This window comes from Sporosarcina aquimarina (assembly GCF_033253705.1).
GTDB classification, from domain to species: domain Bacteria; phylum Bacillota; class Bacilli; order Bacillales_A; family Planococcaceae; genus Sporosarcina; species Sporosarcina aquimarina.
Window position 1 is genome coordinate 50,582 of record NZ_JAUBDH010000013.1, and the last position, 22,588, is coordinate 73,169.

The following is a 22,588-nucleotide window of genomic DNA, read 5'->3' on the forward strand; positions in this document are numbered from 1 at the left end:
GCTGACTTCATGGTAACACTTCGTTCAATTCTTCTGCATTAAAGAAAAACAGCAAGGACAAGTAAAGATGCAAGTCCCGGTATTCCAAGAACAGCGAGCAAAAATCCTGATCCAATGTTAATAGGGACGTAAAGACCGACAAATCCGCCTGCAATGTTCAAGATAAATAGAACCAAAAATGCAAAGGCAAGTCGAAACCATAAAATCGAAATCTTTTCAGCTGCTTGCTGAAGTTGGGGCTTGGTCAAACGTAGAACAAACAGCAGAACAACACCGAGTGCGAGAATTAAAGCAACTTTCATAACAGAAGCTGCCCCCTTTACAATAGACTACTAGCAGTCTATGCAAAGCATTCCTCTTTTAGTTCACTCAATACCGAGATTTCTGATTTTTGCCTCTTTATATAGGTAAAAGTGGTTGCACTCTGCGATTTTTCTGTGGATTAACACTTCTTGGTCGAAATCATCCGCATACTTTTCAATCGATTTTGCACGTTCCCACTCTTCGCGTGTATCGAGCATAAGTGCACGCAGCTTTTCATCATATTCACGTTTTATTTTATGTTTCCGTCGAAACAGCCCTCCAGAACGTTTCACAGTTGACGCCGCCCTTCTAAAGCTTTCGACAACGTCACTTCGTCTGCGTACTCTAAATCTCCGCCAACTGGTAGTCCGTGAGCAATTCGGCTTGTCGGGATACCTGAGGGCTTTACAAGTCTAGAAATGTACATAGCCGTGGCTTCTCCTTCAATGGTTGGATTCGTAGCAAGAATGAGTTCTTCAATCTCTTCATCTTGTAGTCTCTTCAACAAATCAGGTACATTAATGTCTTCGGGGCCAATCCCATCCATTGGAGAAATGGCACCGTGCAGAACGTGATAGAGTCCTTTATAGTCGCGCATTTTCTCCATGGCGATGACGTCTTTTGGATCTTGTACAACACAGATAAGAGAACGATCACGTGATTGGTCTTGGCAAATGTGACAAGGATCGATATCTGTGATGTGTCCGCAAACAGAACAGAATCGCAAATTTCTTTTGGCATCCACAAGAGCTTTAGCGAAATCAAGTACAGTATCTTCTTTCATACTCAACACAAAAAACGCCAGACGGCCCGCAGTTTTTGGGCCGATACCTGGCAGTTTCATAAAACTGTCAATCAGTTTTGAAATCGGTTCAGGGTAATGCATGTGGTTGCCTCCTAGAACATTCCGGGAAGGTTCAATCCCTTCGTGAATTGCCCCATCGTAGAATTAGTTAATTCCTCTGCTTTTTCCATGGCATCGTTTGTAGCGATAACAATTAAGTCTTGTAACATTTCAGCGTCTTCAGGATCGATTACTGAAGGATCTACAATAACGTCAACAACTTTTTTATCGCCAGATACGATGACTTTCACCATACCGCCGCCAGCTGCACCTTCTAAACGCTCATCACCTAGTTTTTCCTGAGCTTCCGCCATTTGCTTTTGCATCTTTTGCATTTGTTTCATCATACCTTGCATATTTCCCATACCACGCATACTGTTTTCCTCCTTTTAAGTTAAGTTACTCGTCATGGACGGTAATGAATTCTTTTCCAAATAGCTTTTCTGCTTCTGAAACAATCGGATCTTCTTGCGTCAATTCAGCACCAACAAGAAATGCTGGTACTTCTTGCGACTCTTGCGTTTCTGAAGCATCGGATCCATCCTCGCTATTTGCTGGACGTCCCTCTTGCTGTGAATGTTGCTTAGACAGACCACTCTTACGTATGAAATCCTCTCTTACTTTCAGCCATCCTTCTTCAGGTACATAGACGACATCGTACGCTTTGCCTGTTTGTTGACGCAAGGCTTCTGCAAGTCCTGATCGAAGGGATGCATTTTCAGAAGCCATGAGGCAATGGATTTCATATTTGAATTTTAACACAAATGCACTGTCCGATGCCGCAACAGGCTCCGTTTCTTCCAGAAGTGCAGAATGAGATCGCTGCATCGATTGCATCATGCGTGCCCACTCTTCTCGAATAACACCGATATCTGCCTTAGTCGCTGCATTTAGCACTTGATGCACTTTCCCTGTTGGAATTTTATAAGCGCGCGCATTGTTTGATGAATTCTTACGTGCAGCAGGGGCTTTTTCACCTGACTGCGCACCCCCGCCTCCAGCTGCAAGTTGTTGCTGTAATTCACCCACAATACGCTCAAGCGCTGCAATTTTTTGCTCCAATTCAGGTGAGGCCGTACTCACTCCATTTTGTGAAGCGGAAGTCCCGCGAGTTTGCACCATCTTCAATAGGGCAGATTCAATATACACTTTTGCATGATTAGAAAAACGCATTTCTTGCTGGGTCTCCCCTAATATATCGATATAGGCATACAACGTATCCGGCTCAAACGATTGCGCCAGGGCAACAAAACGTTCATCCCCTGAAACGACTTCCAGTAAGTCCGTGAGCTCCGGGGCTGTATGCAATAACAGCAGGTCCCGGAAAAAGGTTATCAAGTCTTCAGCTAACCGGGAAACGTCTTTTCCTTCTGCAATAAGACGATTCAATAACGTTAAGGCAACACCCGCGTCTTTCGTGAGCAAGGCCTCCGCTAATTCATGAAAGATGTCTTCGCCGACAGACCCTGTGACAAGAAGTGCTTCTTCTGCTGTTACACGATCACCACTGAAAGATACAACCTGATCCAGCATACTGAGAGCATCCCGCATTCCACCTGAAGCAGCTTGTGCAATCACTTTCAGCGCGCTATTATCCGCGTCTATATTTGCATCATCCAACACATGTGTCATTCGCTCCACGATCTCCGCGGCGGTAATTGGTTTAAAGTCAAATCGCTGGCAGCGAGAAATAATAGTTAGCGGCAATTTGTGAGGTTCAGTCGTTGCCAGTATGAATACCGCGTGTGACGGAGGTTCTTCCAATGTCTTCAATAACGCATTGAACGCAGAGTTTGAAAGCATATGCACTTCGTCAATAATATAGACCTTGTATTTAGAAGAAGCTGGAGCATATCGGACCTTTTCGATAATATCCCGCATTTCTTCAACACGGGAGTTAGAAGCTGCGTCAAATTCAATAACGTCTGTATTCGATCCTTCTGTAATAGTACGACATGACTCACACTCATTACACGGTTCTTTCGCAGGTCCATTTTCGCAATTCAATGCTTTAGCAAAAATCTTGGCGGCACTCGTTTTACCAGTACCGCGGGGGCCAGAAAACAAATAGGCATGAGTCGTTTTGTTATGGAGGAGAGCGTTTTGAAGTGTTTGTTTCACATGTTGCTGTCCTGACATTTCATGAAATGTCTGAGGCCGGTATACCCGGTAAAAAGCTTGATAACTCAACCGTCCGCTCCCCTTTCTTTTCGTTTCATTCATTCCTATTAGTATACCACAAAACAACGCATAAGACGTTGTTCAACAGATGTGTTTTCTACTGTATTTCGAAGTTGGGAAGTCCAAGATAGTTAAATGATTTTCACATTTTTCAAACAAGAAAGCCTCCCATCCACATAGGGATGAGAGGCTTTGATATGTACGCCGTGCACCTTCCTTCGACTGCCGCACATAAGCGTTACTCTTGTCGTTGGCTCGATTTAGGCGACCCCGCGGCACATGAGAAATTCCACTTAATGCTGCTTCCTTCCGGACCTGACATGGTTCATGGGTTCCCATTGCGCAGGACCCAAATGTCAACACTACGTGCAAAAGGCAGACCCTACAATACGGACAGCCTCGGGAAAGGAATTCAGTCTTGCTAGAGCGGATTGCAAGTTATAGGGCACCGCTACCTCCCCACCTAGCACGGCAGTTTTTATTATACGAGGAAGTGTCTAAAAAATCAACTTTAACCTATAGAACGCTCATCTACTTTTCAAAGTGAATTTCTTTCGTTAAAACTATTGACTTCTTTTTCGATGCTTGATATATTATTAATTGTCTTACACGGAGGTATACCCAAGTTCGGCTGAAGGGATCGGTCTTGAAAACCGACAGGGGTGTCAAAACCCGCGGGGGTTCGAATCCCTCTACCTCCTCCATACATAAGTTTTACTCTTTATAACATAGAAAAAAGCTGTTCATCGAAAAGGGAAACCTGGTCGTGAACAGCTTTTTTCATTTGTTTTAATTACGATAAAACAAATGCCAATCTTAAAAGCTTCTTAAGAATGGCTTCTGTTTATCATCTATGAACTGACTGTCGCACCTTTTGCAACAGGTGTTACAGCAATACACTTGTAATAAGGAAACTTCTCTTCCAGTACACGAGCAGCCTCTTCTTCACGCCCGGAATGGACTGCGACAAACAAAGAAGGTCCCGCGCCGCTCAATGTCATTCCATAAGCGCCATGAGCATGGCTGGCCTCGCGAACGGCGTCAAAATCAGGAAACATTTTCTTGCGATAGGGTTCATGGAAAATGTCGCGATCCATCATACGGCCCACAAGCGACCACTCACCTTTGGCAAGTGCTGCTGCCATTAGACTGCTTGCAGCACTGCCTTCCGTAGCTTTACTATGATCCAATTGGTGTGGAAGAAGTCCCCTGGAATGATCTGTTTTCAGCTCAACCGGCGGGACCAGTACAATCCCTCCAATTGGCGGAGCATCAAACGGCATGACTTCGAGTGATGTATGATCATAAAAGGAAATCGTAACGCCGCCGGCAATCGCTGCCGTCACATTATCGGAGTGCCCTTCAATCCCGACACCGAACCACATTTTCTCCTTAGCGTTCATCTTGAGTTCGTGAACGTGATCCGCGATTTCAATTCCTGCGGCAATAGCCGCGGCACTGCTTCCTAGTCCTTTACCAAGTGGAATTTGTGAGTTGACCTTCAATGTGCACGGAATGGTTTCCCGTCCTGCCCGACGAACAACTTTACCAATCGTTTGGACAATCAAATTATCCTCGTTATTCGGCAAGTTTTTCATCTCTTCATTTTCATAAATGACTGACCATTTGTCCGAGGGTTCAACGTCAACTGTCATATAAAGTGACAGCGCCATGCCAATGCTGTCAAAGCCTGGACCAAGGTTTGCAGTCGTTGCTGGGACGGTCACGGTAAACGGAGTAAATCCCATTTACTTCGCCTCCTTTTTCAAGCCGGCTGCGAATGCTTCAAATTCTGCGCGCGTCATGAATGGTTTCCCATCATTCACACGAATTGCAGTTTCGGGATCTTTCAAGCCATTCCCCGTTAAAACACCTACTATCGTAGTTCCTTTCTTAATCTCTCCCGCTTCAATTCGCTTTTTCAAGCCGGCAATCGTTGCGCAAGAGGCAGGTTCTGCAAATACACCGTCTGTTGCAGCAAGCATACTGTACGCTTCTAATATCTCTTCATCCGTGACAGACAAAATATGTCCGTCAGACTCAGATAACGCAGTTTCCGCTAAGTGCCAGCTCGCTGGATTCCCGATGCGAATTGCAGTTGCAACAGTCTCAGGTTCGTCGAATACACGGCCATAAACAATCGGTGCTGCACCATCCGCTTGAACGCCTAACAGTTGTGGCTTGTTTCCGCCTTTTTTCTCTGCATACTCTGTAAAGCCTTTCCATGCTGCTGAAATATTACCGGCATTTCCTACTGGAAGTGCAAAGATGTCTGGAACACTGCCAAGTTGCTCAATCGTTTCAAATGCAATCGTCTTTTGGCCTTCTAATCTGTACGGATTAACGGAATTCACTAGTGCAATGTCGCCTCCGCCTGCTTCACGCACCATTTGTAACGCTTCATCGAAGTTGCCTTCAATTTCAAGGATTTCAGCGCCATACATTTTAGCTTGTGCCAGTTTTCCGAGTGCAATCCGTCCTTCAGGTATGACGACAATTGTACGCATCCCTGCACGTGCACCATAAGCCGCGGCGGATGCAGATGTGTTTCCTGTTGACGCACAAATCAATGTTGTTTTACCTTCTTCTTTCGCTTTTGCAACCGCCATCACCATTCCGCGGTCTTTAAATGATCCAGTAGGATTGGCACCTTCCGTTTTCACATACAAATTGACACCCCACTGTTCAGATAGGTTTTTCAAGTGAATGAGTGGTGTATTTCCTTCTTGTAATGTTAAATCCGGTGTTTGCTCAGATACTGGGAGCCATTCCCGATACTCATCTATAAGTCCATTCCATCGTCTCATCGGTCAGTCCCCCTCTACTCGATAATGGCTTAGAACACCATTTACTTCTGGTTCTGAGTTCAATTCTTCAATGACTTTCAAATGTTGTTCCCTGGATATTGTATGGGTAATGAAGATTAAGTCTGCATCCTCGCGCTTCGGATCTGCATGTTGAATCACAGTTGCCAAGCTCGCGTTATTTCGGCTGTAAATTGAAGATAAGCGGGACAGTACACCGACTTCATCCTGTACGGAAATTCTGTGGAAATAACTTGCGAACTTTTGCTTGTCCGACTTCACTTTGCGCTTATATTGATAGGAATGGATCCGTTTTCCATTCACTCCAAGTAACAGATTCCGACAAGCAGCTACGATATCTGACGTGACAGATGTCGCTGTCGGTAACGAGCCTGCACCTGGTCCATAAAACATAGTTTCCCCGACAGCATCTCCATAAACGTACACTGCATTAAATTCATTGTTAATAGAAGACAACGGGTGTTCGTTTTTAAAGAAAACAGGTTCTACCGCCACTTCAATGCCGTTTTCATCCTTTTTCGCAGACCCTGCCATCTTAATGGTATAACCGAATTGTTCCGCAAGCTCCAAGTCTCCATCTTCAATAACACTCATACCGCGCACAAACACGTCGTCCAAATGTACTTCTGTAGAAAACGACAAGGAAGCAATAATTGCCATTTTGCGGGCAGCATCAATACCATCAACATCTGCAGATGGGTCAGCCTCCGCATAGCCAAGTGCAGTCGCTTCAGCAAGTGCGTCCTCATACGTCTTTTTCTCTTCCTTCATCTTCGTGAGGATAAAGTTCGTTGTTCCATTTACAATTCCAAGTAACGATGTAATCCGATCAGATGCAAGTCCATCCTCGAGCGTACGAATCAGTGGAATTCCTCCCCCTACACTCGCTTCATAGAACAAATCACAGCCTTTCTCATCGGCTAGGGCGAGCAATTCTTTGCCGTGGACTGCCATGACGTCTTTGTTTGCTGTGACAACACCTTTCCCTGCTTTTAAAGAGCGCTCTATTGCGGTTTTTGCATCATTCGTACCGCCGAATACTTCTACGATGAAGTCGATTCCCTCATCATTCAGCAAGTCGTCCAGCTGATCTGTGAATGCCTCTTTCGGCAATTCAGTCTTCCGTTCTTTGTTTTTATTTTTTATCAAGACACGCTTAATGCGCACAGGCACTCCTAACTTGTGCTGCAAATCTTCACGATGGTTGTGTAAAATCTTTGCAACACCGCTGCCTACCACTCCAAAACCAAGTAACCCTATTCCAATTTCATTTCTCATTTGACGATTCTCCTCGCTGTATGTACACTATGTAACAACAATTGTCCATGCCATAAAGACAGTATAAAGATTAAGTCTTCACAGAACAACCCTATCATGGTATTGTTATTCAATATATCACACAAGTCACAATTAATTAAAGATTGGATCTGGTTAAATGAAAGTTTGTAAATTTGGCGGAACGTCTGTTGCAACGGCTCAACAAATTAAAAAAGTAGCAAACATTATCCATTCCGATTCATCCCGAAAAATTATTGTCGTCTCCGCACCTGGTAAACGGTACAGTGAGGATACCAAAGTGACCGATCTCCTCATTCTTCTAGCGGAAAAAGCGTTGATAGGTCAAGATACGGAGTCAGAACTTCAACAAGTTTTAACGCGCTATCACGAAATTTCCGAAGGGTTGGGTCTGAATGATTCCATCAACAAGGTAATTGAAAAAGACTTACGTCAGCGCCTCGCTCTAGACAAACAAGATCCGATTCTTTTTATGGATATCTTAAAAGCATCCGGTGAAGACAACAATGCAAAACTTATCGCTGCCTATTTGCAATCAGTTGGTATGGAAGCAGCATATGTCTGTCCGAGAGATGGCGGACTATTAGTAAACGAACGTCCACAACGGGTTCAAGCGCTTCCTGAAGGTGAAACACTTTTAGCTGATTTAAGGAATCGGAATGGCATTGTGGTGTTCCCAGGCTTCTTTGGTTACACAAAAGACGGAACACTCCGTACATTCAATCGTGGCGGTTCAGACATTACCGGCTCCTTGCTTGCTGCTGCAACACGTGCTGAACTATATGAAAACTTCACCGATGTCGATTCAGTCTTTTCCGCAAATCCTACCGTTGTCGATCAGCCATGTGCTATCCATACGATGACGTACCGAGAAATGCGCGAGCTTTCCTATGCGGGTTTCACAGTATTCCACGACGAAGCATTACGTCCTGCGTTTTTGCACTCGATCCCTGTGTGTATCAAGAACACAAACAACCCGAGTGCACGTGGCACAATGATTGTGAAAGAGCGTGAGTGCGGCACACGTCCAGTTGTTGGAATTGCAGCTGACAACGGCTTTTCAACCCTATTTGTCGACAAGTATTTAATGAACGTCGAAATCGGCTTCGGTCGGCGGTTGCTAGAAATCTTGGAAGATGAAGAAATTCCATTTGAGCATACACCTTCAGGAATTGATAACATGTCCGTCATTATTCGGGATACGTTTTTAACGGAAGAAAAAGAAGCCCGTATAGTACGTCGGGTGAAAGAAGAGTTAGATGCAGACGATGCGTATTTCCGCCAAGATTATTCGATGGTCGTGCTTGTTGGAGAACGTATGCGGGATACAACTGGTTTGACTGCGCGTGCTGCATCAGCAATTGCAAAGACGGGTGCTAGCATTCAAATGATCAATCAGGGTTCTACTGAGGTCAGCCTCGTATTTGGAATTCATAGAAAAGACGAAACTCCTGTCTTAAGGGCTCTTTACGAAGAGTTTTTCCAGACAGCAGTGGCACATGTGTAAAGTTTGATGAAAAGAGCAAGTTCGGATTGATCCGAGCCTGCTCTTTTTATGTTTGTCGATCTGTTGGCTGCATTTGTCAGACACTTCCGTCCCGTTCTTCATCACTTATGTAAATTTGTCCGACATTCCAAGTAACTTCTCCGACACTTCATCAAGTTTGTCGATATCGAGACACAACTTCAGACTTTGAAGGCCGATAACGCATTCCATACAAAAAGAGCTGCTTAAAGGGTCAATTCCCTTCTTCGCAGCTCTTTTGTCACCCTTCCAACGAACGCAGCACTGCACGTACAGGACTGCCGTCTGAATCTTGCAGTGCAAGCGGAAGTGCAATCAGTTCATACACTCCAGGTGTCACATGGGTCAAAACGGTGTTTTCCAAAATGTTCACACCGTTATCGTAAAGCGCGTGATGGGCATCCATCATTTTACTGTCGACTGAATCGACAGATGGAACGTCAACTCCAATTAACCGAATCCCACGCTCTTTTAAAAACGGACCGATGTCCGCTTTCAACACCGGATAGTCTTCAGGAAACGTATTTGGATCGGGGTGCCCTCCTGTTTTAAGCAACAATCGCTCCAAGTCTTTAAAGTCGAAACCTTCCAGTTCTGCACGACCAATTTCTGCATGTCCTGTGACATCGATCACTAGAGCCGGCCCGATATACAAAGACAAATCCAGTTCATGCACACGCTGGCCGTTATTATCGTAATGGAATGGTGCGTCAATATGGGTACCTGTATGAACACTCATGGAAACTTGACCGATATTGACTGAGCCTGTCTGCTCCTTCGTAAATGTGAGCTCATAGTTGAACGGCTTATCCCCCGGCCACTCTGCAATTGAATTACTGAGCGGCTGCGTGATGTCAATCCACTCTGTGAACTTCGTCATCCGTATCATCCTCCCTACTTACACGATGCCAAGCTTATTCAAAAACACAGCTGCAATTGTCAGCGGAACAACTACCGCCATTAAGACAATCCATATTCGAAATAACCCTGGTGATTCTTTTGTACTTAAGTTAAATTCTTGTTTCACAAGTACGCGGTCCATTTTGTGAATGATGAACCACGCAATCAGCAAATTACCAAGCGGCAGCAAGATATTACTGACAAGATAGTCGGTACTGTCGAATATACTTTTTCCGTTTATCGTCAACGATTCCAGTAAGCTAGACGACATGGCTGAGGGAATTGCTGCTACGAACACGATAAGTCCCGTAAGCCAAGCCACTGTTTTCCGTGTGCGTCTGCCATTAGCAGTCAATGCAGCTACAATGATTTCATACAAACTAAACGAAGACGTCAATGTTGCAAACAAAAACAACAGTAAGAATAATGCTAAAAACATTTCCCCGAACGGCATTTGTCCAAACACTTCCGGCAACACCATGAACAGTAATCCCGGTCCTTCGTCAGGTGCTAATCCGAATGCAAATACCACCGGGAAGATTGCTAGTCCAGCAAGCAACGAAACAAAGATATTCATCCCGACGACAGATCCTGCTGATGACCGTAAGCTGACGTCCTTTTTCAAATACGAACTGTATGTCACCATACACGAAAACCCTACAGCTAATGAAAAGAAGGATTGTCCAAGCGCATAAAGTACGGACTCACCCGTTATCTTAGAGAAGTCTGGCGCCAAGAAAAACTTCACACCTTCCATTGCACCATCCAACGTTAAGGAACGCACCACCAAGATAATGAAAAAAATGAATAGCAGCGGCATCATATATTTGTTAGCGCGCTCAATACCATTTTGAATTCCTGAAGCTATAACGATGACATTAATAATCGTAAATAATAGCAGTCCAAGAAGCGTAATCCAAACAGAACCGATGACCGATCCGAATAACTCACCGTAGTTCGCTCCGTCCCCGATGACCTGACCAGGAATTGCCAGTCCGCTGTAAACGAGGACCCAGCCGCCTACAACGCTATAAAAGGAAAGCAGTAAGAAGCAGCCTAAGACGCCAAGTCTGCCGATCCACACCCATAAACTATTTGGCGCTAGCTTTTTATATGCACTGATCGCTTCCTTACCTGTACTGCGTCCGATGATGAACTCAGAAAGCAGCATCGGTAAGCCGATGACGACCGTGAAAATGATGAACAGAAGGAAGAACGCACCGCCTCCGCTCATCCCTGTCACGTAGGGGAACTTCCAGATGGCACCGAGCCCAATCGCAGCTCCTGCTGATGATAATATGAATCCTAACTTAGAGGACCATTGTTCCGTTCGTCCTTTTTCCTCCATAGTTCTCCCCCCTTTTTCATCTTTCTATCGTTCTTACAATTTCGTACGCAGATCCCATAGTTCCGGGAAGAACCGATGGTCGAGCACATGCCTTAAATAGTTTACACCTGATGAGCCCCCTGTTCCTGTTTTAAATCCAATGATTCTCTCCACCGTTTTCATGTGACGGAACCGCCATTGCTGCAGCCAATCTTCAACGTCAACAAGTTTCTCTGCAAGCTGATACAGATCCCAATATTTATCGACATCACGATAGACGGCTTCCCAAGCCGCTTCAACAGTTGGATCACCTGCATACGTGACACTGAAGTCGCGAGTAAGCAATTCAGGATTGATGGCAAAACCGGCTTTCGATAATGCTTGAATTGCTACATCATAAATACTTGGTTGGTTCAGTGCATTTTGCAGCAACGCATGTACTTCCGCATCTTTCTCGTAAATCTTCAAGATATGAGAAGACTTATAACCTAACGCAAACTCTATGAGACGATACTGATACGATTGGAAACCGGATGCTTTGCCGAGTGAATCTCGGAACTCCAAATACTCAGCAGGTGTCATCGTGGAAAGTACGTCCCATGCCTGGATAATCTGAGACTGAATTTTTGTAACCCGCGCTAACTTCTTGAATGCAGACTGCATTTCACCAGCCTCAATCGCTCCGATTGCAGCCGTTAACTCGTGTAATGTCAACTTCATCCACAATTCACTCACTTGATGAATGACGATGAACAGCATTTCATCATGATGACCTGAAAGACGGTCTTGGCTCGATAGGATCTGATCTAAATGCAAGTATTCCCCATAAGTCATTTCTTTCTTAAAATCGGTATGGATGTTTTCATTGTCCAAATTCAAATCCGATATTCCTTTTTTCATGATTAGCCTCCTAAATCCAAAGTTATGCTACAACCTCACGCTTATTCTGGAACTGCTTATATTGTTCTTCTTCCATAATACATTTTAAAATATTTACAGTTTCAAGAACTTCTTCAAAGGTATTGTAAAGAGCTACGGGCGCCAAACGAATGCCATTCGGTGTCCGATAGTCCGGAATCACACCGTTCGCCTTCAATGCTTTACAAATACGTGCTGCCTCTTTGTGTACAGCAAAGACATGCCCGCCGCGTTCAACTTCGCTCTTCGGACTAGTAACAACAAATCCATAATCCGCTAATTCTGTTTCTATCAATTCCTGCAAGTACCCTGTCAATGCTAATGACCGGTCACGAATTGCCTCCATTCCCACTTCGTTCATCAATTCAAGTGAACCAATGAGCGGTGCTGAGCTTAGTAAGTGTGGAGTCCCCATTTGCAGGGCACCTGCTCCTTCAGCTGGGGTAAAGGTGTGCTCCATATCGAATTGACGATCTTTGGCCGAACCAAACCATCCTGCAAGTCCTGGTGATACACCAAAGTGCTGGCGGTTGACGTAAATACCGCCGGTTGCTCCCGGACCGCCGTTCAAGTGCTTATAATTGCACCAAAATGCAAAGTCGACGTTCCAGTCATCAAGTGAATGGGGGATGGATCCTATTGAATGACACAAATCGAAACCAACTAAAGTCCCTCGCGCATGAGCTGCTTCCGTTACCTTTTTCATGTCAAGTACTTGCCCACTACGATAGAGAACTCCGGACAAAATCACAATCGCAACATCGTCTGTCATTGCTTCAATAATGTCTTCGGTTTGCAAGGTTTGACCGTCTTTACTTTTCACACGAATCAAATGCTCTGCAGGATCCAATCCATGCAACTTCAGCTGACTTTGAATTGCATAGATATCTGTTGGAAAGTTTAATTCATCTGCTAAGATTTTAGTTCTGTCTTTTGAAGGCTTGAAAAACGTTGCAAGTAATTGATGTAAATTAGAAGTGGTGGAGCCTGTTACAATAACTTCTTCAGGCTGCGCTCCGATAAGTGGTGCCATCGAGGCACCTAACTCTTCGGACAGGTTAAACCAAGGGCGGTCTCCCTGCATCCACCCATCAATACCATGTGTCTTCCACGAATCCAGAATAGCGAGTAATGAGTTTTCTGCGCGTTTAGAAAGTAATCCAAGTGAATTGCCGTCAAAGTAGATCACATCTTCTTGTACATAAAACTCATCACGCCGACTGGCTGCAGCATAGCACTGCTCAAGCTCCTGTGCATATGTTATCGTCATTTTTTCGTTCGCTGTCATAGCAATCTGCTCCTTCAAATTGAACTTTTCTATAGGTTTCACTATACGTGAGTCATTTTCAACGCGTCAATAAGACCTGTTCACGGATAGGAATACTCTATTCTTTCATTCGATAAAAAATGAAAAAAACCTTTCCAGACAGGTGTCCCCTGACGGAAAAGGTTCTATGTCTTATGTTAGCTGCGAAGCGGTTCTGTTTGTGATAAGATGCTGCCTATCTTTTCGACAATCAGTTCTACTTCGTGGGCATTCGTCATTAAATCGTAATCATTAATGTCCAGGCGCAGTACTGGGCATGCTGTGAAGGAATCAATCCATTTCTCATAGCGCGCATGCATTTCCTCCCAATACGTAATTGGCGTTTCCTGCTCCATCTCGCGGCCGCGTTCGTGAATGCGCTCAATAATACTATCAAGCGGACCTTCCAAGTAGATCAGCAAATTCGGATGTGGAAAATATGGTGTCATAACCATCGCGTCAAACAAGTTGGTATACGTCTCATAATCGACCGGATCCATCGTGCCTTCTTCCATGTGCATACGGGCGAAGATTCCTGTATCTTCGTAAATCGACCGGTCCTGAATGAATCCGCCGCCATATTCAAAGATACGCTTCTGTTCTTTGAAACGTTCAGCGAGGAAATAAATTTGCAAATGGAAGCTCCACTTTTTGAAATCCTCATAAAATTTATCTAAGTATGGATTTTGGTCGACGTTTTCAAAAGATGTACGGAAGTCCAATGCTTCAGCGAGTGCTGTCGTCATCGTTGACTTTCCGACCCCAACTGTTCCTGCAATCGTAATCACGGCGTCTTGTGGTATTCCGTATTTTTCACGTAAATTCTTCACTTAAATAACCTCTTTCTGCATGACGGCATCAACTGCGTCAAGGATGTATTGCCGGTCACGTGCGTTCGCAACAAAGTCAAGTTGGTCTCCATTGAAACGTAAGACTGGAATTTCAGGGTGCAACCGTTCGAATCGATTAATGAATATATCATAGTCCTCGGACAGCCGGCGCAAGTAGTTCGGATCCATGCCGCGCTCATAGTCCCGGCCGCGCATAGCAATTCTCTTCATAAGCGTATCTAAGCTTGCATGCAAGTAAACAATGACATTTGGGACAGGCATTCCTGCAGTCAAAATAGTATAGATCTGCTCATATTTTGCATAATCGCTTTCCGAAAGACTGCGCTGTGCAAAGATAAGGTTTTTAAAAATATGGTAGTCCGCAACAACCGGCTTGTCTTTAGCTAAATAGTGCTTTTGAATGTCACCAAGCTGTTTATATCGATTACAGAGGAAGAACATTTCAGTTTGAAAGCTCCACTCTTCTATGTCGTCATAAAATTTATTGAGAAACGGATTTTCATCTACGATTTCCATAAGTAGATGGAATTGACGGGAGTCTGAAACTGCTTTAGATAACGTAGATTTCCCTACTCCGATCGGTCCTTCTACTGCAATGAATGGAATGGTCATGACCAACGCTCCTGTCTTTCACTTAATATCGTTCCTTTAGTTTATCATAGGAGGCGCGTGTTTAGTTGTGACATTTTTTCCACGTGGAACATTTGTGAAAAAGCGTGCTACACTGAGGATAAGGAGCGATGAATATGAATGTCAACGAGCAAGATCAGTACTTTATGGGGCTGGCGATTGCAGAAGCAAGAAAAGCGGAAGCGCTTGGTGAAGTACCTATAGGAGCAGTCATTGTGTATCAAGGTAAAGTGATTGCACGTGCTCATAATTTACGAGAAACAACGCAAAATGCGGTAACTCATGCGGAGCTTTCTGCGATTCAGGATGCATGTGAAGTCATTGGCAGCTGGCGACTGGAGGAGACTGTTCTCTACGTGACACTTGAGCCGTGTCCGATGTGTGCAGGTGCAATATTACAATCGAGGGTCCCGACAGTTGTCTACGGTGCTCGAGACATAAAAGCAGGTTGTGTTGATTCACTCTACCGACTGTTGAGCGACGAACGATTCAATCACGAATGTGAGGTCCGTGAAGGTGTTCTAGGAGACGAATGCGGTGCACTCCTCACCAACTTCTTCAGGGCGTTACGTGAAAAGAAAAAAAGAGCGAAAAAAGAAGCGAGATTGGAAGCAGAATAACTTCCGATCTCGCTTTTTTACGTTCAGGCTTATTCACCAGCTGTAATGTACTCTTTTCCACCCATATATGGACGCAATACTTTTGGAATCAATACCGAACCGTCTTCTTGCTGATTATTTTCAAGCAGCGCAGCAACTGTGCGTCCGATTGCAAGTCCGCTGCCGTTTAGTGTATGCACATACTCCGGCTTCCCTTTTGCTTCACGACGGAAGCGGATGTTGGCACGACGCGCTTGGAAGTCTTCAAAGTTTGAGCATGAAGAGATTTCACGATAAGCGTTTTGCGCCGGGATCCATACTTCCAAGTCATATTTCTTCGCAGCAGTAAATCCAAGATCTGCCGTACACATTTTCAACTTCCGGTATGGAAGCTCAAGCATTTGAAGTACTTTTTCTGCATGTCCTGTCAGTTTCTCTAACTCGTCATAAGAATCCTCGGGCTTCACAAAACGGACGAGTTCCACTTTGTTGAACTGATGCTGGCGTATCAATCCACGCGTATCACGGCCCGCAGAACCTGCCTCCGAGCGGAAGTTTGTGCTATACGCTGCAAATCCTTTCGGGAGCATATCCGCATTCAGGATTTCATCACGGTAAAAGTTTGTTACGGGTACTTCAGAAGTTGGAATCATGAAGTAGTCTTCTTTTTCAACAAGGAATGCATCCTCTTCAAACTTCGGCAATTGGCCCGTTCCCGTCAAGCTAGTACGGTTGACCAGATATGGAGGCAGCATTTCTTCATATCCGTTCTCGTCCTGATGAAGATCCATCATGAAGTTAATAAGTGCGCGCTCCAAACGTGCGCCCATACCCCGGTAAAATACGAAACGGCTTCCAGTAACTTTCGCTGCACGTTCAAAGTCTAGAATCTTTAAGTCTGTACCGATTTCCCAGTGGGGTTTCGGTTCAAATGAAAACTCGGGTGTTTCCCCCCACTTGAGAACTTCCACGTTATCGTCTTCGCTGTCACCGACAGGAACACTTTCGTGAGGGATGTTAGGAATACGCATTAATACGTAATCCAATTGCTCTTCAATTTCGTTCAATTCCGTATCGTACGCTTTAATGTCTTCGCCGACTTTACGCATCTTCAAGACAAGTTCATCCGCATCTTCTTTGTTCCGTTTCATCTCCGCCACTTTCTGAGACACTTCGTTACGCTCTGCTTTTAGCACCTCAACTTTTGCCAATAATTCACGGCGTCTGTCGTCGAGTGCCGGGAACTTGTCCAGCTCAGAGATATCTTCTCCACGGACTGCAAGCTTCTTCTTTACACCTTCAAAGTCTGTACGCAATACTTTTCTGTCTAACATTACGATTCCTCCTTAATTGGTTATAACGATTTCCGAAATTCGGGCACAAAAAAAGCCCTCCATCCCCTATCAATAGGGACGAGAACTACCCGCGGTACCACCCAGCTTAATCAGCGCAACGCTGATTCACTCCAGGAAGATAACGGCTCCGGTGCCGGCACAAACTTACTTCTGTTCAGTTTGGCTGCTCAAGGATGGATTCACAGTTGTTTTCACCGACTCGCACCACCCGTCGGCTCTCTTAGGAAAAACGAAGCTGCTACTACTTCCCTTCATCGTCTTACGTATGAAATTACTATAACTTTACTATATGCCAGAACGTTTGGCAAGCAAAGGATAAAAGCGCATATGTAACATCATTATGTATGTAATTATAGTACACTATACTAAATAAGTGACCACCTTCATAACTTCATTTATCTCACTTTTAAAAGGTCAAGAACGGAGGACGTTGATGGAAGAATGGTTCATTGCATTAGATAAGTCTTTAGATATCCCGCTTTACGAACAAATTTATCGGCAAATGAAACAAGACATCACGGAACAAAGAGTTCCAGTCGGAAAAAAGCTCCCTTCCAAACGAAAATTGAGTGAGTTTCTTTCCATCAGTCAAACCACGATTGAATTTGCTTACGGGCAACTGGTTTCAGAAGGTTATATCATTTCCGTTCCTAGAAGCGGTTACTTTGTTCAAGATATCGAAGAGCTCGCATACGTAGAGAAACAGAAGGTAAAGGAAATATCGATTCCTGAACGATCTCAAACCGCTATAGACTTTTCACCAGGCATGGTGGATCCAGATACATTTCCATTCACTAAGTGGCGAAAAGTTGCTAAGGATGTCATCGATGAGCATGCGGCTCATTTATTACAATTAGGTGATCCGCACGGGGATGTAGAACTGCGAAATGAAATCGCGACCTATCTGTATCATTCACGCGGTGTGATTTGTACGCCTGACCAAATTATCATTGGTTCAGGTACTGAACAACTCATTCCGTTAATTATCCGTATACTTGGATCTGACGCTGTCTACGCTGTTGAAGATCCAGGCTATCCATTAACCCATCACGTTTTCGACCATAACCTGCGATCCGCAATCCCAATTGCGGTAGATGCCGATGGAATCGACGTGGATGCGTTACAGAGAACACCTGCAACAGTTGCATACGTCACACCCTCCCACCAGTTCCCTACAGGCTCCGTGCTCTCTGCACCTAGGAGAGCAGCCCTGTTAAACTGGGCATCATCGAATTCCGATCATGTCATCATTGAGGATGACTATGACGGTGAATTCCGCTACGCCAGCCGTCCCATTCCTTCACTGCAAGGAATGGATCGCGGCGAGAATGTAATTTACTTGAGCACATTTTCTAAGTCTCTCATGCCCTCACTGCGTATTGCTTATATGGTACTCCCTTCAGCACTTCTTGAACGTTATCGCGGTGCGTTTATTCAATATGCTTCAACAGTACCCCGAATTGAGCAGCACATGCTTGCACGGTTCATGGCGGATGGACAGTTTTCTCGACATCTAAATCGTATGAGGAAGATATATCGTAAAAAACTGCATATCCTTAAAGGGACACTGTCTCCATACGAACCGCGAATTTCTTATTCGGGTGATGAAGCCGGGATGCATATTATCGTGACTGTTCAATCACAGCAATCAGAGTCTGAACTGGCTGATCTTGCACTGCAAAAAGGCATACGCGTATACAGCCTGGGTGGTTACCAGTCCTCTGCAGTCCAAGACTTCCCTTCCTTTTTGCTCGGCTTCGGCGGATTACATGAACAGGATATTAAACAAGGGATTGATAAGTTAATGGCTGTATGGAATATAAAAAAAATGGACCCGCGCTAAAATGCGCGGGTCCGTCTTAATTTCAATTAAACAACCCTTTAACGAAGCCTGTCCCACTATCCCATAGACCTGAGAAGAAGTGACCGATACCGCCCATAGCAAGGGAGAACCAACCGGACTTTTCAACAGCGTCTTTTGTGACCACTTCAGATTGAGTACTTTTTCCATTAATATAACCATAGTCTTCAGATCCGTCTTTTTTCACAAGTTCTACATGACCAATGACAGCGTCCTTTTTAACCGGTGCTTCAAGTGAACCCTCTTTCATTTTTTTCTTATCGAGGATTAACTTCGGTTTGTATTGATCCTTTTCACTAGTTTTCACTAGCATCTTAATCGGATCTTTCACTTGAACAGCAACTTCTTTCTCTTTACCCTTCAATACATCCAATGTCTCTTTCCCTTTAAACTGATACCCTTCAGAGACAAATTCCACTTCAGAAAACTGTGAGAACCCATAATCGAACAGTGCACGTGTTGCGTCAAAGCGGGCTTTGTATGAACCCTGTCCATTCGCATCTACAGCTTTCATGACAACAGCAATGACACGCTTACCGTCACGCATCGCTGTTCCGGTGAAGCAATGTCCTGCAAATTCAGTGGTTCCAGTCTTTAGGCCATCAACGCCTTCATACTCATAGACAAAACCAGGTAACATGAAGTTCCAGTTGTCCATTTTTGTTGCATCATCCGTACCTTCACGGAATACTTTTGATTTAATTTTAGTTGTATCAAGAACTTGTGGATAATCCGTGATTAAAGAATACGCAAGTCTTGCTACAGATTTTGCAGGCATAACGTTTTCGTCATTTGGACCTGTGCCTTGCGGGTGCATACCGTGCAGGTTTGCATTATTCAGCCCTGTGGAGTTCACAAACTTATAATCTTTCAGGCCGAGTTCTTTTGCTTTTTCATTCATGATTTTGACAAACTCTGTTTCAGTTCCTGCAATTGTTTCGGCAATCGCAATCGTTGCTGCATTCGCTGAGTAAATAGCCAATGCTTCATAGAGTTCTTTTATGGTATACGAACCGTCTCTTCGTAACGGTACATTACTTAAGTTTCGGTCTTGTGACACGGCATATGTATAATCTGTCACCTTGTATTGCTGATCCCATGAGATTTTCCCTTCATCAATTGCCTCGAACAGAAGGTACTCCACCATCATTTTTGACATACTCGCAATACCGAGCGGAGCATCCGCATTTTGTTCATACAAAATCTTTCCACTATCTGCGTCAATTAGAATTGCACCATCCACATGGAGGCCAAGGGACGATTCTGCCTGAGCAGTTGTTGCACCAAACATTGTGATCAGCAAAACTGCTGAACATAGTACAGAAAACCATCTGTTCTTCATCTTCTTCACATTTCTACCTCCGTCATTGCGATTTACTATAATAGTTTATCATACCTAAAGGAAGGGATGAATATAAAAACAAAAAAAGCACCTTTCCGCCCATATGAGACGTTTGGAAAGGTGCTGAAGTTCCTGTCTACAAGTCATTTAAGAAATTGTGTAGTTAGGTGCTTCTTTCGTAATTTGAACTTGGTGTGGATGGCTTTCACGAAGACCTGCACCTGTCATACGGATGAATTGTGCTTCTTCCCGTAAAGTGTGCAAATCTTTTGTTCCACAATAGCCCATACCTGATCGGATACCGCCAACCAATTGGTGAACTGTGTCAGCAAGTGAGCCTTTATACGGCATGCGGCCTTCAATACCTTCAGGTACAAGTTTCTTAGCATCTTCTTGGAAATAACGGTCCTTTGAACCGCGCTCCATGGAAGACACTGAACCCATTCCCCGATAGACTTTAAATGTACGACCTTGGAAGATTTCAGTATCTCCAGGACTTTCTGTTGTACCAGCCAACAGACTTCCAAGCATAACAGCATGTCCGCCTGCGGCAAGAGCTTTCACAATATCACCGGAGAACTTAATGCCGCCGTCTGCAATAATTGCTTTGCCATGTTTACGTGCTTCAGCTGCACAATCATAAACTGCAGTGATTTGTGGAACTCCGACTCCTGCAACTACGCGAGTTGTACAAATAGATCCCGGCCCTATTCCAACTTTCACAACATCCGCCCCCGCTTCATACAAAGCACGTGTTGCCTCAGCAGTAGCGATGTTACCTGCGATAATATCGAGTCCAGGATGAGTTTCACGAATCTTCTTCACCATCTCTATAACACCTTGTGAGTGACCGTGTGCCGTATCGATTACAATTGCATCCACTTCAGCCTCAACAAGTTTCTGAACACGTACCATGGTGTCTGAAGTGACGCCAACAGCTGCAGCTACCAGGAGACGGCCATGATGATCTTTTGCTGCGTTAGGGAACTCAATCACTTTTTCGATGTCTTTAATAGTAATAAGTCCCCGTAAGGTTCCATCTTCGTCAACGATAGGAAGTTTTTCGATTTTGTGCTGTTGTAAAATCTTCTCTGCATCTTCTAGTGTTGTGCCAACCGGTGCCGTTACAAGTTCTTCTTTAGTCATTACATCTGAGATAATTAAAGAGTAATCCTGAATGAATCGGAGATCACGGTTTGTAATGATTCCAACCAATTTCTGATTCTCTAACGTGTCCACAATGGGTACGCCTGAAATACGATACTTACCCATTAAATGCTCCGCATCAAAGACTTGGTGTTCAGGAGTAAGGAAAAACGGATTTGTAATGACTCCGTTCTCAGAACGTTTTACAGTGACAACCTGCTCGGCTTGTTCTTCGATGCTCATGTTTTTATGAACAACACCTAAACCGCCTTGACGTGCCATTGCAATCGCCATTTGTGACTCAGTAACTGTATCCATTCCTGCACTAATCAGCGGAACGTTCAGTTTGATCTTTTTTGTTAATTGAACGGATAGTGATACGTCCTTTGGTAATACGTCTGATGCTCCAGGTATTAGCAATACATCGTCAAACGTTAGTCCTTCACGTGCAAACTTAGTCTCCCACATGTCTGATGCCCTCCTATAGTTTCGGTTAAATATTAGATAATAGGTTATCAGCGCCGCAATGGCGTGTCAAGGAAGCGTCGATAAGTAAAAGTATTGGCGCTTTTCCGTCATATTAACTTTTCGATTGCATCCTTCATCTTCAGGGGACCTGTTTGCGGTGCAAAACGATCCACCACGTTACCTTGCCGGTCTATTAAGAATTTCGTAAAGTTCCACTTGATCCCTTCGGTGAGCATTCCTTTCTTTTGCGATGAAAGATACTGGAACAGTGGCTCAGCACTATTTCCTTTCACATCAACCTTTGCAAACATAGGAAATGATACACCAAAGTTCATTCTGCAAAATTCTTCGGCTTCATCGCTGCTGTCGAACTCTTGATTGTTAAAGTTATCAGAAGGGAAGCCGAGCACAACCAGCCCCTGATCTTTATATTGCTCATACACTTCCTGTAACTCATCAAACTGCTTTACAAATCCACACTTGCTAGCTGTATTTACAATCAGCATAGGTTTTCCTTCGTACTCTGTAAGTGATTGCTCCGTACCATCTGGTTTCTGTACTGTAAACTCATAAACTGATTCCATGCGAGCCATCTCCTTCAGGTTTATTCTCTTAACCATAATGGAAACCGCCTCTTAGCGCAAAAAAGAAGTCCTGAATTCAAGATGTGATTAGATTCTGCACATATCTACCTGCGAATAAGCATGTGAATTCTCCTATACAACTACATAGGATGTTCCTTATAACAAACAACTTTATAAAACAAAGCAAAAAGCGAGCCAAGGATGAATATCCTCGACTCGCTTTTTAAATTGCCCGGCAACGTCCTACTCTCACAGGGGGAAGCCCCCTACTACCATCGGCGCTGAAGAACTTAACTTCCGTGTTCGGTATGGGAACGGGTGTGACCT

21 protein-coding genes, 1 tRNA gene, 1 rRNA gene, 1 other RNA gene and 1 other annotated feature are annotated in these 22,588 nt (G+C 44.3%); of the genes, 4 read left to right on the plus strand and 20 right to left on the minus strand.

What is annotated here, in order from left to right:
- Positions 1 to 38 precede the first annotated feature (38 nt).
- From QT716_RS15390 to ffs, 6 genes are all read right to left on the minus strand, one after another.
- Entirely contained in the window at positions 39 to 302 is a 264-nt protein-coding gene (locus QT716_RS15390; RefSeq protein WP_317937033.1) for a pro-sigmaK processing inhibitor BofA family protein, read from the minus strand.
- A gap of 63 nt (positions 303 to 365) precedes the next feature.
- Positions 366 to 596 carry a YaaL family protein gene (locus QT716_RS15395; protein WP_317937034.1) on the minus strand — a complete coding sequence of 77 codons (231 nt, stop codon included), beginning with the start codon at positions 594 to 596 and terminating at the stop codon, positions 366 to 368.
- Positions 593 to 1,189: a recombination mediator RecR gene (gene recR / locus QT716_RS15400; protein ID WP_317937035.1), complete on the minus strand. Its 597-nt coding sequence runs from the start codon at positions 1,187 to 1,189 to the stop codon at positions 593 to 595. The genes QT716_RS15395 and recR overlap by 4 nt, the downstream gene beginning before the upstream one ends.
- Before the next feature lie 11 nt (positions 1,190 to 1,200).
- Positions 1,201 to 1,521, minus strand: a complete 321-nt coding sequence (locus tag QT716_RS15405; protein ID WP_317937037.1) for a YbaB/EbfC family nucleoid-associated protein — start codon at positions 1,519 to 1,521, stop codon at positions 1,201 to 1,203.
- A gap of 25 nt (positions 1,522 to 1,546) precedes the next feature.
- Positions 1,547 to 3,337: a DNA polymerase III subunit gamma/tau gene (gene dnaX / locus QT716_RS15410; RefSeq protein WP_317937038.1), complete on the minus strand. Its 1,791-nt coding sequence runs from the start codon at positions 3,335 to 3,337 to the stop codon at positions 1,547 to 1,549.
- Positions 3,338 to 3,532: 195 nt separating this feature from the next.
- An RNA gene (gene ffs, locus QT716_RS15415) (signal recognition particle sRNA large type) lies at positions 3,533 to 3,800 on the minus strand.
- Between the two features lie 139 nt (positions 3,801 to 3,939).
- Here ffs and QT716_RS15420 point away from each other — a divergent pair.
- Positions 3,940 to 4,032, plus strand: a tRNA-Ser gene (locus QT716_RS15420).
- A gap of 147 nt (positions 4,033 to 4,179) precedes the next feature.
- On the opposite strand, the gene thrB is transcribed toward QT716_RS15420, so the two are convergent.
- The 3 genes from thrB to QT716_RS15435 are packed head-to-tail and all read right to left on the minus strand — an operon-like array spanning position 4,180 to position 7,431.
- On the minus strand, positions 4,180 to 5,076 hold the full coding sequence (gene thrB, locus QT716_RS15425) for a homoserine kinase (RefSeq protein ID WP_317937040.1): 897 nt from the start codon (positions 5,074 to 5,076) through the stop codon (positions 4,180 to 4,182).
- Complete coding sequence (gene thrC / locus QT716_RS15430; RefSeq protein WP_317937042.1) at positions 5,077 to 6,135, minus strand: threonine synthase; 1,059 nt, start codon at positions 6,133 to 6,135, stop codon at positions 5,077 to 5,079.
- A gap of 3 nt (positions 6,136 to 6,138) precedes the next feature.
- Complete coding sequence (locus QT716_RS15435) at positions 6,139 to 7,431, minus strand: homoserine dehydrogenase (RefSeq protein ID WP_317937043.1); 1,293 nt, start codon at positions 7,429 to 7,431, stop codon at positions 6,139 to 6,141.
- Between the two features lie 157 nt (positions 7,432 to 7,588).
- On the opposite strand from QT716_RS15435, the gene QT716_RS15440 reads away from it, so the two are divergent.
- Positions 7,589 to 8,956 carry an aspartate kinase gene (locus QT716_RS15440; protein ID WP_317937044.1) on the plus strand — a complete coding sequence of 456 codons (1,368 nt, stop codon included), beginning with the start codon at positions 7,589 to 7,591 and terminating at the stop codon, positions 8,954 to 8,956.
- Positions 8,957 to 9,215: 259 nt separating this feature from the next.
- Here the strand turns inward: QT716_RS15440 and kynB are convergent, their stop codons facing one another.
- The 6 genes from kynB to QT716_RS15470 all read right to left on the minus strand — a co-directional run bounded on the left by kynB (position 9,216) and on the right by QT716_RS15470 (position 14,888).
- Positions 9,216 to 9,854, minus strand: a complete 639-nt coding sequence (gene kynB / locus QT716_RS15445; RefSeq protein ID WP_317937045.1) for an arylformamidase — start codon at positions 9,852 to 9,854, stop codon at positions 9,216 to 9,218.
- Between the two features lie 18 nt (positions 9,855 to 9,872).
- A complete protein-coding gene (locus QT716_RS15450; RefSeq protein WP_317937046.1) occupies positions 9,873 to 11,222 on the minus strand; it encodes a sodium-dependent transporter in 1,350 nt (449 codons plus the stop codon).
- A 33-nt stretch (positions 11,223 to 11,255) separates the two neighbouring features.
- Entirely contained in the window at positions 11,256 to 12,101 is an 846-nt protein-coding gene (gene kynA, locus QT716_RS15455) for a tryptophan 2,3-dioxygenase (protein ID WP_317937047.1), read from the minus strand.
- A 22-nt stretch (positions 12,102 to 12,123) separates the two neighbouring features.
- Entirely contained in the window at positions 12,124 to 13,407 is a 1,284-nt protein-coding gene (gene kynU / locus QT716_RS15460; protein ID WP_398293778.1) for a kynureninase, read from the minus strand.
- Positions 13,408 to 13,583: 176 nt separating this feature from the next.
- Positions 13,584 to 14,255 carry a deoxynucleoside kinase gene (locus QT716_RS15465; RefSeq protein WP_317937048.1) on the minus strand — a complete coding sequence of 224 codons (672 nt, stop codon included), beginning with the start codon at positions 14,253 to 14,255 and terminating at the stop codon, positions 13,584 to 13,586.
- Positions 14,256 to 14,888 (minus strand): deoxynucleoside kinase, encoded by a 633-nt coding sequence (locus tag QT716_RS15470; RefSeq protein WP_317937049.1) that lies wholly within the window; start codon positions 14,886 to 14,888, stop codon positions 14,256 to 14,258.
- A gap of 134 nt (positions 14,889 to 15,022) precedes the next feature.
- Between QT716_RS15470 and tadA the strand changes: the two genes are divergently transcribed.
- Positions 15,023 to 15,526, plus strand: coding sequence for a tRNA adenosine(34) deaminase TadA (gene tadA / locus QT716_RS15475; RefSeq protein ID WP_317937050.1), 504 nt, complete (start codon positions 15,023 to 15,025; stop codon positions 15,524 to 15,526).
- A 29-nt stretch (positions 15,527 to 15,555) separates the two neighbouring features.
- On the opposite strand, the gene serS is transcribed toward tadA, so the two are convergent.
- The gene (gene serS / locus QT716_RS15480; RefSeq protein WP_317937051.1) at positions 15,556 to 16,839 is read right to left on the minus strand and encodes a serine--tRNA ligase; all 1,284 of its coding nucleotides are present in this window, start codon (positions 16,837 to 16,839) and stop codon (positions 15,556 to 15,558) included.
- 71 nt (positions 16,840 to 16,910) lie between these two features.
- Positions 16,911 to 17,124: a binding site (T-box leader), on the minus strand.
- A 169-nt stretch (positions 17,125 to 17,293) separates the two neighbouring features.
- Here serS and pdxR point away from each other — a divergent pair.
- Positions 17,294 to 18,703: a MocR-like pyridoxine biosynthesis transcription factor PdxR gene (gene pdxR / locus QT716_RS15485; RefSeq protein WP_317937052.1), complete on the plus strand. Its 1,410-nt coding sequence runs from the start codon at positions 17,294 to 17,296 to the stop codon at positions 18,701 to 18,703.
- A 22-nt stretch (positions 18,704 to 18,725) separates the two neighbouring features.
- Here pdxR and QT716_RS15490 read toward each other — a convergent pair whose 3' ends face one another.
- From QT716_RS15490 to rrf, 4 genes are all read right to left on the minus strand, one after another.
- Positions 18,726 to 20,063 carry a serine hydrolase gene (locus QT716_RS15490; protein WP_398293784.1) on the minus strand — a complete coding sequence of 446 codons (1,338 nt, stop codon included), beginning with the start codon at positions 20,061 to 20,063 and terminating at the stop codon, positions 18,726 to 18,728.
- Positions 20,064 to 20,210: 147 nt separating this feature from the next.
- On the minus strand, positions 20,211 to 21,677 hold the full coding sequence (guaB, locus tag QT716_RS15495) for an IMP dehydrogenase (protein ID WP_317937054.1): 1,467 nt from the start codon (positions 21,675 to 21,677) through the stop codon (positions 20,211 to 20,213).
- Positions 21,678 to 21,784: 107 nt separating this feature from the next.
- A complete protein-coding gene (locus tag QT716_RS15500; RefSeq protein ID WP_317937055.1) occupies positions 21,785 to 22,261 on the minus strand; it encodes a glutathione peroxidase in 477 nt (158 codons plus the stop codon).
- Positions 22,262 to 22,491: 230 nt separating this feature from the next.
- Positions 22,492 to 22,588, minus strand: a 5S ribosomal RNA gene (gene rrf / locus QT716_RS15505); the annotation flags it as partial.